The 15,372-nt window shown below is 29.8% G+C and carries 13 protein-coding genes and 1 pseudogene; 13 read left to right on the plus strand and 1 reads right to left on the minus strand.

Annotated elements, in window-relative coordinates; translation table 11 throughout:
• Positions 1-101: 101 nt before the first annotated feature.
• From BN2087_RS09460 to BN2087_RS09465, 7 genes and pseudogenes are all read left to right on the plus strand, one after another.
• The gene (locus tag BN2087_RS09460; protein ID WP_245190844.1) at positions 102-263 is read left to right on the plus strand and encodes a hypothetical protein; all 162 of its coding nucleotides are present in this window, start codon (positions 102-104) and stop codon (positions 261-263) included.
• Positions 264-396: 133 nt separating this feature from the next.
• Positions 397-576, plus strand: a complete 180-nt coding sequence (locus BN2087_RS09240) for a hypothetical protein (protein WP_049690820.1) — start codon at positions 397-399, stop codon at positions 574-576.
• A gap of 492 nt (positions 577-1,068) precedes the next feature.
• The gene (locus BN2087_RS05445; protein WP_049690821.1) at positions 1,069-1,722 is read left to right on the plus strand and encodes a response regulator transcription factor; all 654 of its coding nucleotides are present in this window, start codon (positions 1,069-1,071) and stop codon (positions 1,720-1,722) included.
• Positions 1,710-2,582: a sensor histidine kinase gene (locus tag BN2087_RS05450; protein WP_049690822.1), complete on the plus strand. Its 873-nt coding sequence runs from the start codon at positions 1,710-1,712 to the stop codon at positions 2,580-2,582. Before BN2087_RS05445 ends, BN2087_RS05450 begins: the two co-directional genes overlap by 13 nt.
• A gap of 88 nt (positions 2,583-2,670) precedes the next feature.
• Positions 2,671-3,348, plus strand: a complete 678-nt coding sequence (locus BN2087_RS05455) for an ABC transporter ATP-binding protein (RefSeq protein WP_049690823.1) — start codon at positions 2,671-2,673, stop codon at positions 3,346-3,348.
• Positions 3,311-5,812, plus strand: a complete 2,502-nt coding sequence (locus BN2087_RS05460) for an ABC transporter permease (protein WP_049690824.1) — start codon at positions 3,311-3,313, stop codon at positions 5,810-5,812. The genes BN2087_RS05455 and BN2087_RS05460 overlap by 38 nt, the downstream gene beginning before the upstream one ends.
• Positions 5,813-5,825: 13 nt before the next feature.
• A pseudogene (locus BN2087_RS09465) lies at positions 5,826-6,083 on the plus strand (hypothetical protein).
• A 479-nt stretch (positions 6,084-6,562) separates the two neighbouring features.
• Here BN2087_RS09465 and BN2087_RS05465 read toward each other — a convergent pair.
• Positions 6,563-7,555 carry a helix-turn-helix domain-containing protein gene (locus tag BN2087_RS05465; RefSeq protein WP_049690825.1) on the minus strand — a complete coding sequence of 331 codons (993 nt, stop codon included), beginning with the start codon at positions 7,553-7,555 and terminating at the stop codon, positions 6,563-6,565.
• Between the two features lie 160 nt (positions 7,556-7,715).
• Here BN2087_RS05465 and BN2087_RS05470 point away from each other — a divergent pair, with 160 nt between their 5' ends.
• From BN2087_RS05470 to BN2087_RS05495, 6 genes are read left to right on the plus strand one after another with little or no spacing between them, the layout of a single operon-like run.
• A complete protein-coding gene (locus tag BN2087_RS05470) occupies positions 7,716-9,470 on the plus strand; it encodes an ABC transporter ATP-binding protein (RefSeq protein ID WP_049690826.1) in 1,755 nt (584 codons plus the stop codon).
• Entirely contained in the window at positions 9,454-11,175 is a 1,722-nt protein-coding gene (locus tag BN2087_RS05475; RefSeq protein ID WP_049690827.1) for an ABC transporter ATP-binding protein, read from the plus strand. Before BN2087_RS05470 ends, BN2087_RS05475 begins: the two co-directional genes overlap by 17 nt.
• Positions 11,176-11,186: 11 nt before the next feature.
• Positions 11,187-12,530, plus strand: coding sequence for an MATE family efflux transporter (locus BN2087_RS05480; RefSeq protein WP_049691435.1), 1,344 nt, complete (start codon positions 11,187-11,189; stop codon positions 12,528-12,530).
• A gap of 59 nt (positions 12,531-12,589) precedes the next feature.
• Positions 12,590-13,174: an MptD family putative ECF transporter S component gene (locus tag BN2087_RS05485; RefSeq protein ID WP_049690828.1), complete on the plus strand. Its 585-nt coding sequence runs from the start codon at positions 12,590-12,592 to the stop codon at positions 13,172-13,174.
• Positions 13,174-13,863 carry an energy-coupling factor transporter transmembrane component T family protein gene (locus BN2087_RS05490; RefSeq protein WP_049690829.1) on the plus strand — a complete coding sequence of 230 codons (690 nt, stop codon included), beginning with the start codon at positions 13,174-13,176 and terminating at the stop codon, positions 13,861-13,863. The genes BN2087_RS05485 and BN2087_RS05490 overlap by 1 nt, the downstream gene beginning before the upstream one ends.
• Positions 13,857-15,221 (plus strand): ABC transporter ATP-binding protein, encoded by a 1,365-nt coding sequence (locus BN2087_RS05495; protein WP_049690830.1) that lies wholly within the window; start codon positions 13,857-13,859, stop codon positions 15,219-15,221. Before BN2087_RS05490 ends, BN2087_RS05495 begins: the two co-directional genes overlap by 7 nt.
• Positions 15,222-15,372 lie beyond the last annotated feature (151 nt).

The following is a 15,372-nucleotide window of genomic DNA, read 5'->3' on the forward strand; positions in this document are numbered from 1 at the left end:
TGTATTTTTTAAATCAATACGTGTATAGAAGTTATTTTATTAATATTATTGGAGCATTAGCTTTAGTATATGGTAAATCTAGCCCATTTTTTTGACAATCAATGTTTAGATACGATCACTATAATATAGATAAAGATTATAAGAAATTTACAGATACTATCAATAGAAAATATAATAATCTTAATACGAATTATAGAATGTTTGTCTATATAATGAGCAAAATTAATGCACTTGCCCCTTACGTAAATAGAGCTGTTTTTTAACATTCTAAATCTTTATGATTAATTACTAATTTATTTGAAGAAGAGGCAATTATTTGCCTAGATAATTGTATTGATATAATAATTCAGTTTATAAAAATAAAAGAGAAGTTACCTACAAAAAAAAAGAAAAGATATGCATAGATTTCTTAAGGAAGTTTTATATATTAACGATTTAAATATTAAATACTTAGATTATATATATGATTTAAGATGCGATTTTGATGCTCACCCTGCTAAGAGTTTATGGTGGGATTTTAATGAGATTCATATGAATAATTATGAAGATATTATATATAATGTTCGTATCATTTAATTAAATTCATAGAATATGAATATTCAAATAGAATAGTATTAAAAAAACCTATATCTTGGTATGAATGGTTTATGGATAATTGTGATTTAATATATGACTTTATTTGATTGTAATTGATATCATTAGAAAATTTATAATAAATACGTAATATTATTACTTAGAGACAATACTAAATTCTTTATGTAAAAGTTCGCTGACTAAATATCGTAATACAAACGCTTACCGTTAAGTCATAGTTAGATAGGTACGCATTATACAGTTTTAAATTCATAATGTTATACGGTATAAAAAGTTTTAAATTTAGTAAAGTAATTGAATAGATAGTATATCTAAAATGCCAATATATATTGGTATTTTAGAAAATAAATTTATGGCAGTTGTTAAGTTATTGACCAATTTCATATCTATGTATTTAGTTAATTGAATGGTTATTTTAATAAAAATGATTTTATTCTGCTATAATTAGGGTTGTAACTGAGGGAGAGCATTTCATTGAAAAAGATATTAATAATTGAAGATGATAAAAATTTAAATAAAGGGCTTTCTATAGCTTTGAATAAAGATTATGAGGTTTTCTCTGTAAGCACTGTTAGCAAAGCCAAAAATTTTATTTTTAGTGTTGATTTGATTCTACTTGATATGAACTTACCAGATGGAGATGGGCTTGAAATAATAAAATATACTAGACAAAATTCATCAATTCCTATTATAGTTTTATCTGCCATAGATCTAGAAGCATATATCATTTCAGCCATAAATTTAGGGGCAGACGACTATCTAACAAAACCTTTTTCTCTAGGAATCTTAGAAGCAAAGATAAAGAGAGCTTTTGAAAAAATAGTGTCTAGTGATTTAAATCTTTATAAGAAAGATGGCCTAGACTTTAATTTCAATGAAAATACTTTCTATGTAGATAATAAAAACATAGATCTCACAAGGACAGAGACAAAAATTTTATACTACATGATAAAAAACAAGTCTCAAGTTATTACTAAGGAACTACTTTTTGATTTTGTTTGGGGAATAGATGATGAATTTATTGATCAAAATACATTGAGTGTCAATATTTCTAGAATAAGAAATAAATTCAAACCCTATGACCCAATAGAAACAGTCTTTGGAGTTGGATATAAATGGAATTTTTAATAGGTCTTTTAGTTCTTATAATTGGAATTATTTTATATAAATATATTGTATTGAGAAGTGAAATGAGCGAACTCTCAGACTATATTGATAAGGCTTTGGATGGAAACTTAGAAATCACAGAATTTGATGAAAAGGAATTATCTAAAATAAAATCAAAGCTCATTAAGTTTTTGTATGCCAGCCAAGTAAAAGAAGCGAAAATAAATACAGAAAAAAGTAAAACAAAAGATTTAATAGCAGATATATCACATCAAACCAAGACGCCAATTACCAACCTTTCTTTATACATTAGTCTTTTAGAAGATGATCCGAAAGATGAGTATCTTGAAATTATAAAGTATGAACTTAATAAACTAGAATTTTTAATTCAAAACCTAGTAAAATCTTCTAGGCTCGAATCAGATATTATTTCCTTACAAAAACATCAATCAAATTTAAAAGACATAGTAGAAGATGTTTTGAGAGAATTTAAAGTAATATTAGATGAAAAATGTATAAGCATAAATTTAAAAGACGAAGACTTAATTTTCAATTTGGACGAAAGATGGCTTAAAGAAGCTATCCACAATCTTTTAGATAATGCTATAAAATACTCGCCAAATGGTTCTACTATTAATATTTCAATTTATAAATCTTACCTAAACTATAATCTAGACATAGAAAATGAGTGCAAAGACTTATCGGAAGAAACTTTGCCAAAGATATTTGAAAGATTTTATAGAGGAAAAAATTCAGTTTCCAAGGACGGTTTGGGTTTAGGTCTTTTTATAGCCAGAGAAATTATAGAAAAGCATGGCGGAAATATAAGAGCGTCTTTGGACAATAACAGAATAAAATTTTCAGTAGACTTCCCTTTGTGAGAAGTCTTTTTTCTTACAAAACTGTAAGAAGTCTTGTAAGTACTTTGTAAGATATAAGTGTTATTTTAAATGTAGAGAGGTGATAGATATGTTAAAAGTAGAAAATTTAAAAAGATATTATAAAACAAATGATGTGGAAGTAAGAGCTCTTGATGGAGTATCTTTCGACGTGGAAAAAGGAGAATTTATTTCTATAATTGGAGCATCAGGATCCGGTAAATCAACTCTATTACATTTATTAGGAGGACTTGATTATCCTACAAGCGGAAAAGTTTTAATTGATGGTACTGATATTTATGGATTAAAAGATGATGAGAGAACTATTTTTAGAAGAAGAAATATTGGTTTTGTCTTTCAAGCATATAATCTCTTGCCCATGCTAAATGTATATGAGAATATAATTATTCCCTTTGGTCTTGATGGGGACAAAGTAGATAAGAAATATGTTGATTCCGTAATAGACATTCTAGAAATAAGTGATCAAAAATATAAAATGCCTAATGAATTATCTGGTGGTCAGCAACAAAGGGTCGCAATAGCAAGAGCCTTGGTTACTAAACCATCTTTAATTCTAGCTGACGAACCTACAGGTAATTTGGACTCAAAATCATCTTCCCAAGTTGTTTACTTACTAAAAAAGATTAATAAAGAGCTTGGAAATACTATTCTTATGATTACTCACGATGATGCCGTCGCTCAAGCTGCAGAAAAAACTATAAGGATAGAAGATGGAAAGCTGGTGGGAAAAAATGAAAGTCAAAAATAAAGCTTATATAAGGCGTCTTGCAAAAAGTATTTTAAATGCAAATAAAAGTAGGAGAAATATTCTCTTATTAGCAATAGCCCTAACATCTATACTTTTTACAAGTCTATTTTCAGTTGCATTAGGTTTAGGGAAAAGCATGGAAACCCAAACAATGAAAACTATTGGCACAATCAGCCATGGCTCTTTTAAAGAACTTTCTGACGAAGATATAAATATTTTATCCAAGGATAAAGACATAAAGGAATTTTCAATAAGAGAGAAAGTTGGCATTCTTGATGATGAAAAAATAAGTGCAGAGCTATCTTATATTGATAAAAATGGGTATAAATGGTCTCTAATAGAAAAAGTTAAAGGGAAATTTCCTGAAAAAGAAAACGACGTATTTATAGATTTAGCAACTGCAAAAAAATTAGGTTATAAGGGAGAAATTGGTGAAGAAATAGAAGTTCCCTACAATATAGAGAAACCTTACACAGGAGAAATTACAGAAAAGAAAAGTGAGAAATTTATTATATCAGGGACTTTTCAAAATCCTATTGACTCCAATGTTGGTGTAGGACAAATTTATTTATCAAAAGCTTATGTAGATAAATTATCCCTTCCAGAAAATAATAAAGATTTGGAAGTTATGCTAAAGAATGCATTTATGATAAGGGATAAACTTTTAAAAATTGCAGAGAGAAATGGTTATAAAGTGGTAGATGACCCTGGAAATCTATCCGACAAAGAAATAGGAATTGGTGTTAACTTTGCATATCTTTTATCTGGTGATAGTAGTTTTGATTTTAAAACATTTATACCCTTCTTAGCTTTTTTGATTTTGGTAATAGTCGCAGGATACTTGATAATAAATAATATTTTTAAGATATCCGTAAATGAAGATATTAAACTTCTGGGACTTTTAAAAACAATTGGAATGACAAAACCGCAAATCAAAAAACTTATTCATCTAGAGTCTATAGCAGCCTCCCTTCCATCAATAATAGTTGGAGATATAGTAGGGATTTCTATTGGAAAAGTTATTTTAAATAAAATATTTGCAAATAATGAGATGTTAACGGATGTAAAATTATCACTCATGGTAATAATCTTAATTATCTTATTTTCGACAGCCTTTACTTTGCTTACAGTATTCCTATCAGTTATGAGACCTGCAAAATATGCAGCAAAAGTTTCTCCAATAGATGCCAGCAGATACAATGAAACCACGATAAAAAAGAAATATATGAGTGAGAATATTTCTCTGGGCAAGCTTGCTAGTAGACAAGTATTTTCCAATAAATTTAGATTTATATCAATAGTTCTTTCCATTAGCCTTTCTGCTGTTATTTTGAATAGTGTCTTAACTTATACAGGCAATATTGATTTAGAAAAAGGAATATCTGATGTAATTGCAACGGATTATAATATAGCAAGCCCAAAATATTTTAGGTATATGTACTCAGGAAGTGAGGACGGTATCAAGGATAATTTTATTGATGAAATAGAAAATCAAAAGGGATTTAAAGCTGGGGGAGCATTATACTACTATGGTTATGAATACGCTTATCCAGATATAAAAATAGAAAACAATAAAGTTGCTCCAATATTATTGGGAATAGATGATTATTTAATAAATAAACAAAAAATAATAGATGGAGAGTTTGATAAAGAAAAATGGCAAACTGGAAATTATGTTATTATAGGCGAAAAAATAAAAAATAATTCTGACTATAAAACTGGCGATAAAATAAAAATCAATGTAAAAAACAGAGTCAAAGAAGTCCAAGTTATGGGCAAGGTTGAATATAATTTTTCAAATGGTCTTAGATATTTTCCTGTAATTAAGGAAGATATAAACGACGAATCTAGTCCTACTTTAGGCTTGGAATATATTTATATGAATCCGAATGAATATAAAGAGCTTACAGGAGATAATAGTATAATGTCCTATGGATTTGATGTAGAAGATAGCGAAAAGGAAAATTTTGATAAGTTATTAAAATCTTTTGAAAATGAACCAGGATTTTCCTACGATTCAAGAGATCTTCAGATAAAGTCTTTTAAAGATTTCAAAAATCTTATAGAATTTGTGGGTTATAGTTTATCTATAGTATTATTCTTAATATCTGTGCTGAATTTTATAAATGTTATTGCTACTGAAATATTAAGAAACATGGTGAACTTATCAATCCTTGAAGCAATTGGAATGACAAAGAAAAACATCAAAAAATATTTGGTGAAAAAGAATTTGATCTATTCTTTATGTGGCTTAGTATTTTCCTTAATCATTATGCTTCTTGTAGATAAATTTATATTAATAGATTTTATGGAACAGACTCAGTGGACTTCTTATAAATTTGTAATCATGCCTCTTATCCTTGTAAACTTTGTAAATATAATCATTGGGATAATATTTACAGGTAGATTCTATGAAAAGCACAGTCAAAACAGTCTTGTAGATAGAATTAGAAGTTTAGAATAATAGAAGAGGTTTTATGAAAGAAAATTTAAGCAAGAAGATATTTCTACTTGGACTCGTAATATTTGTGATTTCCTACCTACTGCCAATAGATATCTTTAAAAGCTATACAAGTTTAAGACCAACTGGACTCACATAAATGTTTGTTTGCCCAATTATTGGACTAATAGGTTTAATATTTGGGATAAAGGAAAAGGATAGATTGTTTATGGTGTTAAACATTCTTTTAATCACATTACTTCCTATAGTAATGTTTGTAGGTCATCTAATATAAGTAATGCGACTTAAACAAGAAAATAAATTAAACAGCTCTTTTATGGGCTGTTTTTTCTGTGCTTACGAATGATATAATAGATCATAAGATGAATACTGATTGGACATATTTCCACATACGAGGCTTTTGAAAAATCTCAAATTTTATCCATACTGACCACTCAAGCCATGTGGAAGCTATAGCGTTGATACAAAAGATGTAAATTTAGAAATCCTGTATTTTAAGCAGTTTTACAAGCATTTTGTATTTGAAAAAGATGAAGAAGGATATGTCAAAAAGACACAAAAAAACTATATGGACGTGAGAGTAGTTTTTGGGCTGGTATGAGGAAACACAAAAATATAATTAACTCGCTTTGTACTTTCTACAAGAGTAGCTTAAAAGGCTGCTCTTTTTTTGCTTTTTACAAAATTTATATATACCTATACAAATATCCATAAACTCATATAAGATAAAGGCCTATAAATATAAAAATTAGTTTAATCACAATAATCGCATTTTAAATTGTGATGTTTGCAAGCTAAATTACGAACCTCACTAGGAAGTTTCCCCTTGTATCTTTTGTAATAAATGGAAAATTTGCTATGGGATGTGTATCCAACAGATTCAGCAATTTCCTTTATAGGTAGTTCGGTATTTAAGAGAAGAGTTTCAGCTACATTCATTCTTTTTCTTTGAGTGTATTCTGTAATGCTTTGACCATATTTTTCTTTGAAAAAATTTTTTAATTTCGTTCCGCTCATTTTAGAGATTTTTTCAAGTGTTTCCTGATTTACATTCATTGCGAAATGATCATCTAAGAATCTTGCTACATCTTCAAGTGCTTTATTATCATCAGACTCAATTTTATATTTTTTTCTATTTAAGTATGTGTCAATCACAATACTTACCCATTCATTTGCTTTGGCCTTAAAGAAAAAATCAGCGGCAGGGGCGTCCATCTTACAATTTAAGATTTCCATTGCCACTTTTTCCAATGACTTTGTAAGTATTATTTGATTTGTTTGAAGCAAAGTGGAATAAAAAGATTCTGTATCTATATTAATAGCTGCTAGATGCTTTTCTAAAAACTCCTTTTTAAAGCCTATGGAAACAGCAAGATAATAGCAGTTCTCATGTAATAAAAATAGGAAGTCATCTTTTATATTATCAAAATCAAGTGTGCATAATGAGTTTGCGGTAAGCGTTTGATAAGGACTGAATTTCTCCCCATTTGCGCTGACTATGTAGCTTGTGTATATTGAAACATAATCTGCCATACTATAAGTATTATTTTGAACTACTTCTTCACTTATATAAAAGTCATGGACATCAATAATAAATCCATCTCCTTCATAAAACCAATACAGGCCTTCTCCATAAGTTGAGTCCTCTTTTTTCCAACAAAAAGTGTGGCCTGCACTTGAATACTTCTTATTGTTTTTACATTCATCTACTTTCATATAATCTTTTACAAAATCATAATAAGTCATAATCCACCTATCCCTTTTAGACAATGTTCCAATTAGCCTTATTAATTTAAAACTATTGTATTAGTAATTATAACCGATGTATAATAAAAATACAATGATAGGCATTATCAAATAAGTAAATTTATACCTAAAAGGAACATCAAAGAAAGGGGAGATGATTATGAAAATTTACAAAAAACTATTTGCTTATGTACAGGATAAAAAATATCTCGGATTTTTAGCTATAGTTTTTTCTGCTATATCTGCTGTACTTACGGTATATGGATATTATTTAATCTACAAATTTCTAGATAAGTTAATAATTAATTCAAATTTATCTGGTGCAGAGAGCATAGCATTAAAATCTGTTATTACACTAACAAGTGGAGCGATATTTTATTTTGTCTCAGGACTGTTTTCACATATATTGGGATTTAGGCTTGAAACAAATTTAAGAAAGAGGGGGATTGATGGCTTAGAGAAAGCAAGTTTTAGGTTCTTTGACTTAAATCCATCTGGTCAGATAAGAAAGATCATAGATGATAATGCAGCACAAACTCATCAGGTTGTAGCTCACATGATTCCAGATAGCTCTCAGGCAATAGTTACACCCGTACTTGTCCTTGTACTTGGCTTTATAGTAAGTATAAGGGTTGGTATAACTTTGCTTGCTCTTACTATAATTGGCGGCTTAATTTTAGGGGCGATGATGGGCGAGGGAAAATTTATGAAGATATACCAAGAGGCCCTATCTAAACTAAGTGCTGAAACTGTTGAGTATGTGAGAGGAATGCAGGTTGTAAAAATATTTAGAGCAAATGTAGAGTCTTTTAAAAGTTTTTATAAGGCGATAAAAGATTACTCAAAGTATGCTTATGATTATTCCCTATCTTGTAAAAAGCCTTATGTTTTATATCAATGGTTATTTTTTGGACTGATTGCAATTTTAATTATTCCTATAGTTTATTTTATGACAAGCTTAGGTAGCGCAAAGGTGATTTTACTTGAGCTTATCATGATTATATTTTTATCAGGAGTTCTCTTTGTTTCATTCACGAGAATAATGTGGTACTCCATGTATATTTCTCAAGGAAATTATGCAGTAGATACCTTAGAGGCACTTTACGAAGATATGCAAAAAGACAAATTGGTCCATGGCAATGTCAATAATTTTAAAAACTATAATATAGAATTTGAGAATGTAAGCTTTGCTTATAACGATAAAGCTGTTATTGAAAATTTATCCTTTAAATTAGAAGATGGAAAGTCCTATGCACTAGTCGGTTCATCGGGATCAGGGAAATCTACAGTAGCAAAACTTATATCAGGTTTTTACAATGTTAATGAAGGAAGCATAAAGATAGGCGGGATAGCAATAAGTGAATATTCTGATGAAGCCTTAATTAAAGCCGTTTCCTTTGTTTTTCAAGATTCAAAATTATTCAAGAAGAGCATTTATGATAATGTTGCTTTAGCTAATAAAGATGCGACGAAAGATGACGTTATGAGAGCCTTAAAATTAGCAGGATGTGATTTAATATTAGACAAATTCCCAGAAAAAGAAAATACAATCATAGGCTCAAAAGGTGTTTATTTATCCGGTGGAGAAAAACAAAGAATTGCAATTGCTAGAGCAATTTTAAAGGATTCCAAAATTATTATTATGGATGAAGCATCAGCATCTATTGACCCAGATAACGAGTTTGAATTGCAAAAAGCTTTCAAAAATCTTATGAAGGATAAAACAGTTATCATGATTGCACACAGACTATCTACAATTAAAGACCTTGATGAAATTATTGTTATGGATAGTGGAAAAATTATAGAAAGAGGGTCTGACAAAGAATTAATGTCAAAAGATACAAGGTATAAGAGCCTGCAAGAGATGTTTAACAGTGCGAATGAATGGAGGGTTTCAAATGAAAGAGTTTTATAAAAAAAGATTTGCTCTTACAGATAAAGGAGCAAGAAATTTAAGTAAAGCAACACTGGCTACATTTTTCGTTTATTGTATAAACATGCTTCCTGCCATATTACTTATGATTTTTGCTCAGGAAGTTTTGGAAAATATGGGCAAAAGCAATGGCTTTTATATAGGATTCTCAGTTTTGACTTTGATAGCAATGTATATTTTGCTTTCTATCGAATACGATAAATTATATAACACAACCTATCAAGAAAGTGCAGATTTAAGAATAAGGACAGCGGAGAATTTATCAAAATTACCTCTATCTTACTTTTCTAAGCATGATATTTCCGACATTTCACAAACAATCATGGCTGATATTGCAGGCATAGAGCATGCAATGAGCCACGCAATACCAAAGGTGGGCGGCATGGTACTGTTTTTCCCATTAATGTCTGTAATGATGCTAGCGGGCAATGTGAAGATGGGTTTAGCTGTAATTATTCCATCTATTTTAAGCTTTATATTTATACCTTTATCTAAAAAATATCAGGTTAATAGACAGAATAGACATTATGATGTCTTAAGAAAAAACTCAGAAAGCTTTCAAGAAAATATCGAAATGCAAATGGAGATTAAAGCATATAATTTATCGAAGGATATTAAAGATGATTTATATAAAAAAATGGAAGATAGTGAGAGAGTACACTTAAAGTACGAAGTAACTACAATTTTAACTTTGTCTATATCTTCAATATTTAGCTTTATATCTCTTGCTGTTGTGATATTTGTCGGCGTAAATCTAATTATTAATAAAGAGATAAATTCTCTCTACCTTATAGGATATTTACTAGCTGCTATGAAGATAAAAGACGCTTTAGATGCATCTAAAGCGGGCTTGATGGAAATATTTTATTTAACGCCAAAAATTGAAAGATTAAAAGAAATTCAAAATCAAGATTTACAAGAAGGCGATGACTATAGCTTAAAAAAATTTGATATTGATCTAAAAGATGTTGAGTTTGCTTACAATAAAGACGCAAAAGTTTTAAATGGTGTAAGTTTTAAAGCTAAGCAGGGAGAGGTTACTGCTTTGGTAGGTGCAAGCGGATGTGGTAAAACAACTATCTTGAAACTTATATCAAGACTTTATGATTATGATGAGGGACAAATCTTAATCGACGGCAAAGACATAAAAGAAATATCAACAGAATCTCTATTTGACAAGGTTTCAATAGTTTTCCAAGATGTGGTTCTCTTTAATCAAAGCGTTATGGAAAATATTAGACTTGGTAAGCAAGATGCAAGTGATGAAGAGGTTAAAAGAGCAGCAAAACTTGCAAACTGTACAGATTTTATAGAAAAGATGGATAAGGGTTTCGATACAGTTATTGGTGAGAACGGAGCTGAACTATCAGGAGGAGAAAGACAAAGATTATCAATAGCCAGAGCCTTCTTAAAAGATGCACCAATATTAATCTTAGATGAGATAGCAGCCAGCCTTGATGTTGACAACGAGAAAAAAATTCAAGAGTCTTTAAATAATTTAGTTAAAGATAAGACAGTTGTAATCATTTCACACAGAATGAAATCCATAGAAAATGCAGACAAGATAGTAGTTCTTGAAAACGGAAAAGTAGAAAGCGAAGGCAAACATGAAGAGCTTTTACAAAAATCAAAAGTTTACAAGAATTTAATAGAAAAAACAAAAATGGCAGAAGAATTTATATATTGAAAGAACTAAAAATGAAACAAAACATGAAAGAACAGTTGTTGACCAAGAAGCCATTGTCTTTAATGTTTCAATTATCTATACCAGCAGTAATTGGCATGGTGGTTATAGGTCTATATCCACTTATGGATGGAATATTTGCTGGACAAATAATTGGTGAGAATGCTATGGCGGCTTGCTCAATAGCTATGCCACTTACATTTTTTAATAATGGGATTGCAACGCTTATAGGGATAGGTTCGGCATCAATTTTATCAAGAGCCATGGGAAAGAGTGATAAAGATACTATAGACAAGCTTATGGGAAATCTTATCTATTGGATTGTATTTTTTTCAACGATCATAACAATAGGAGGAATACTTCTAGGACCATATTTTTTAGATTTAATTGGAGCAACAGGAGAAATAAAGGCATTAGGCATAAGGTATTTAAGAATAATATTTCTAGGCTCAAATTTTGTAAACTTTACCCAGTCAGCCAATATGGTTATGCGTGGTGAAGGACTTATGAAAAGAGCAATGAGTATCATGGGACTTGGTGCCTTTATCAATATAGCTCTTGATCCAATACTAATGAAATTAATGGGTGATTATGCCATTGAGGGAGCAGCTATAGCAACTGTAACAGCACAAATAATTCAAGCGGTTATTACTCTTTATTATTTTAAGAGTAAAAGTGAAAATGTAAAAATAAAGAAAATAAAAAAAGAAAAAGATATATCAAAGGAAATGTTTGGAGTAGGAGTATCAGCTATGATCATGCAAGTATTTTTCATGGTTCAACAAACATTGCTTTATAGACAAGCTTTTAGATATGGAGGAGATCCAAATGCAATATTAATGTCTGCAACTTTGAGATTTTATGGATTTTCATTTATACCAATTTGGGGAATGAGTCAGGCATTACAGCCGATTATTGGTACAAACTTTGGAGCAAAACAATACGATAGAGTAAAGGAAACTATGAAGATATTTTCTATAGGAGGAACAGTACTTGCGGCAATTTTTTGGTTACCAGCACAAGTATTTTCAAAACAGTTACTTGGTTTATTTAAAGTAAGTCAGGATATAATTTCAAGTGGAGTTAATAATTTCAGAATGTTCTATTCAGTATTTATTCTTTATGGAATTATGATTATGACAATAACTTTTTTCCAAGCGATAGGGGATGGAAAAAAAGCTGGAATGATTGTAATGTTAAGACAGCTAATACTACTTGTTCCAGCCTTACTTATATTACCAAGAGTATTTGGAGCAGCGGCTGTTTGGTGGACAGAACCAGTTGTAGATTTTACTATGATAATGGTAGGTTTAGCAATGCAAGCAAAGGCTCTTTCAAATATGAATGTAAATGATTAAAAATAAAATAAAAAGAAAAATAAAAATGACAGAAGAATTTATTTATTAGGAGGTTTAAATTGGATAATAAAAAATTAAAAGTCAAAGATTTAGTAAGTATCGGTGTTTTTGCCGTAATTTATTTCGTCTTGATGTTTGGTGTTGGCATGATGGGCATGATCCCAATATTGTTTTTAGTTTACCCAACAGTTTTAGCCATAGTTGCAGGAACTGTAGTTATGTTATTTATGGCTAAGGTTCAAAAACCATGGGCATTATTTATATTCGGTATGATATCACCACTTGTTATGTTTGCATGTGGTCATACCTACGTCCTTGTAGTTTTATCGCTTATAGTAATGATAATAGCAGAATTAATTAGAAAGATTGGTAATTATAATTCCTTTAAATACAATATGCTTTCTTATGCAATCTTCAGCACATGGATATGTAGCTCTTTAATGCAAATGCTTTTAGCGAAAGAAAAATATTTGGAAATGTCTATTGAAATGATGGGAAAAGATTATGTTGATGCAATGGAAAAACTAATAACATATCCTCACATGGCCTTAGTAGCCTTAGGTGCTTTTCTAGGAGGAATAATTGGAGCATATATAGGCAAGGCTCTATTGAAAAAACACTTTGAAAAAGCAGGCATTGTATAATGCCTACCTTTTCTTCAAATGTTCCCTTTAATCCCAATCCAATAAGTAAGATATTAGTCGTATTTCTTACAGGCTTAACTGTTGTGCATAGCTTAAACATCCGTTTTGAGCTAGCAATTGCTTGTATTATTGGTATTTTGTTTTATTTAAATGGATACAAAAAAACACTTTTTAAATGGATAATTTTATGCACAATATTATATGCTTTACCTAATTTTATGGTGCTATCTAATATAAATCCAATAATTAAGATGTTTTTAAGCTTATTTATTATCTTCAGAATGTTTTTATTGCCATTTATGGCAGCTAGCTTCATGATAAAGACCTCTGATGTAGGTGCAATAATTTCATCAATGGATAAGCTTAAAATTCCAAAAAATCTTTCCATACCTATTGCAGTTATGTTTAGATTCTTCCCATCTTTTAAAGAGGAGAAGAAAAACATCAAAATGGCTATGAGAGTAAGGGGGATAAATTTTAAAAACCCAATCAAATATCTTGAATATGTTTCAGTACCACTACTAATTATATCTTCAAACATTGCAGATGACATTGCAAAAGCAGCAGAAACAAAGGCGATAGAAAATCCAATTGCCAAGACTAGATATATTCGAGCAAAAATACAGCTAATTGATTTTGTTTATGTATTAGCAGTTGCTGGACTTATTGTGGGAGGCTTAATATGGTAGAAATTAAAAATTTAAGTCTTGATTATGGCGAAGTGCATATATTGGATGATATATCACTATCAATAGCCGAGGGAGAGTGTGTGCTATTTACAGGAAAAAGCGGAAGCGGTAAGTCATCTTTAATAAATTCAATCAATGGATTAGCTGTAAGGTATGATAACGCAAAGACAAAGGGCGAAATAATTATTGATGGTAAAAATATAAAAGAGTTGGAGCTTTATCAAATCTCAATGCTTGTCTCAACTGTTTTTCAAAATCCTAAGACATATTTCTTTAATGTTAATACGACATTAGAATTATTGTTTTATTTAGAAAATATTGGACTTGCAAGAGAAGAGATGGACAAGCGTTTAAAGGACATGCTTGAAATATTCCCGATAAAAAATCTTTTGAATAGAAATATATTTAATTTATCTGGCGGTGAAAAACAAATTCTTTGCATTGCTGCTTCTTATATAGCGGGCACAAAGATTATAGTTATGGATGAGCCTTCATCAAATTTGGATATTAAAAGCATAAGTGTTTTGACACAAATGCTTAAAATACTAAAAGAAAAAGGCGTAAGCATAATTGTTGCAGAGCATAGAATTTATTATTTGATGGACATAGTTGATCGTGTATTTTTGATAGATAAAGGTAAACTTAAAAAAATTTATAGGAGGAGTGAATTTTTAAAGTTTGATAAAAATGAATTGAACGCTTTAAGTTTAAGAGATAAAGAATTAAGCAAATTAGAAGTTCCTTATTTAAAAGAAGGCGGAGATTATCAGATAAAAAATCTTAGCTATAAATTTGATGAAGGTGAATATTTAAGTGTAAAAAACATTTCTTTTAAACTTGGTAAAATTTATGGCATAATAGGATCCAACGGACGTGGAAAGTCAACACTTTTGAGATGCTTAATAGGTCTTGAGAAAAAATCAAAAGAAGAAATTTATTTTAAAGGAGAAATACTATCCAAGAAAGAAAGGCTTAAAAAATCTTCACTTGTTATGCAAGACGTAAATCATCAATTATTTACAGATGAGGTATTCAAAGAGCTTGGTATAGGAGTAAAGAATTTTGATGAAGAAAAGGCAAAAATCATTTTAAAAGATTTAGGCTTAGACGAATTTAGAGAAAGGCATCCAATGAGTTTGTCAGGAGGTCAAAAGCAAAGACTTGCAATAGCATCTCTTATGTGTAAGGATTCTCCATTTGTCTATTACGATGAACCTACAAGTGGTATGGATTATTCCAATATGATGAAAATATCGGAATTAATCAAAAAATATAGAAATAAGGATAAAATAAATTTTATAGTTTCTCATGATATTGAGTTTTTAAATGAAGTAGCAGATGAGATTTTTGAATTGTAAAATAGGGCCTGTTAAATCTGTCTATAGAACTGGGAGATTATTTAAAAATTTAAAAGATATTTAGAACCATTGGTATTCATGAAAGATTTACCTTAAGGATTTTTCGTATGGTATTTATACATTTCACGATTCTTATTTACAGTGTTTATAT

It is taken from the genome of Anaerococcus jeddahensis (assembly GCF_001182725.1).
GTDB classification, from domain to species: Bacteria; Bacillota; Clostridia; order Tissierellales; family Peptoniphilaceae; genus Anaerococcus; species Anaerococcus jeddahensis.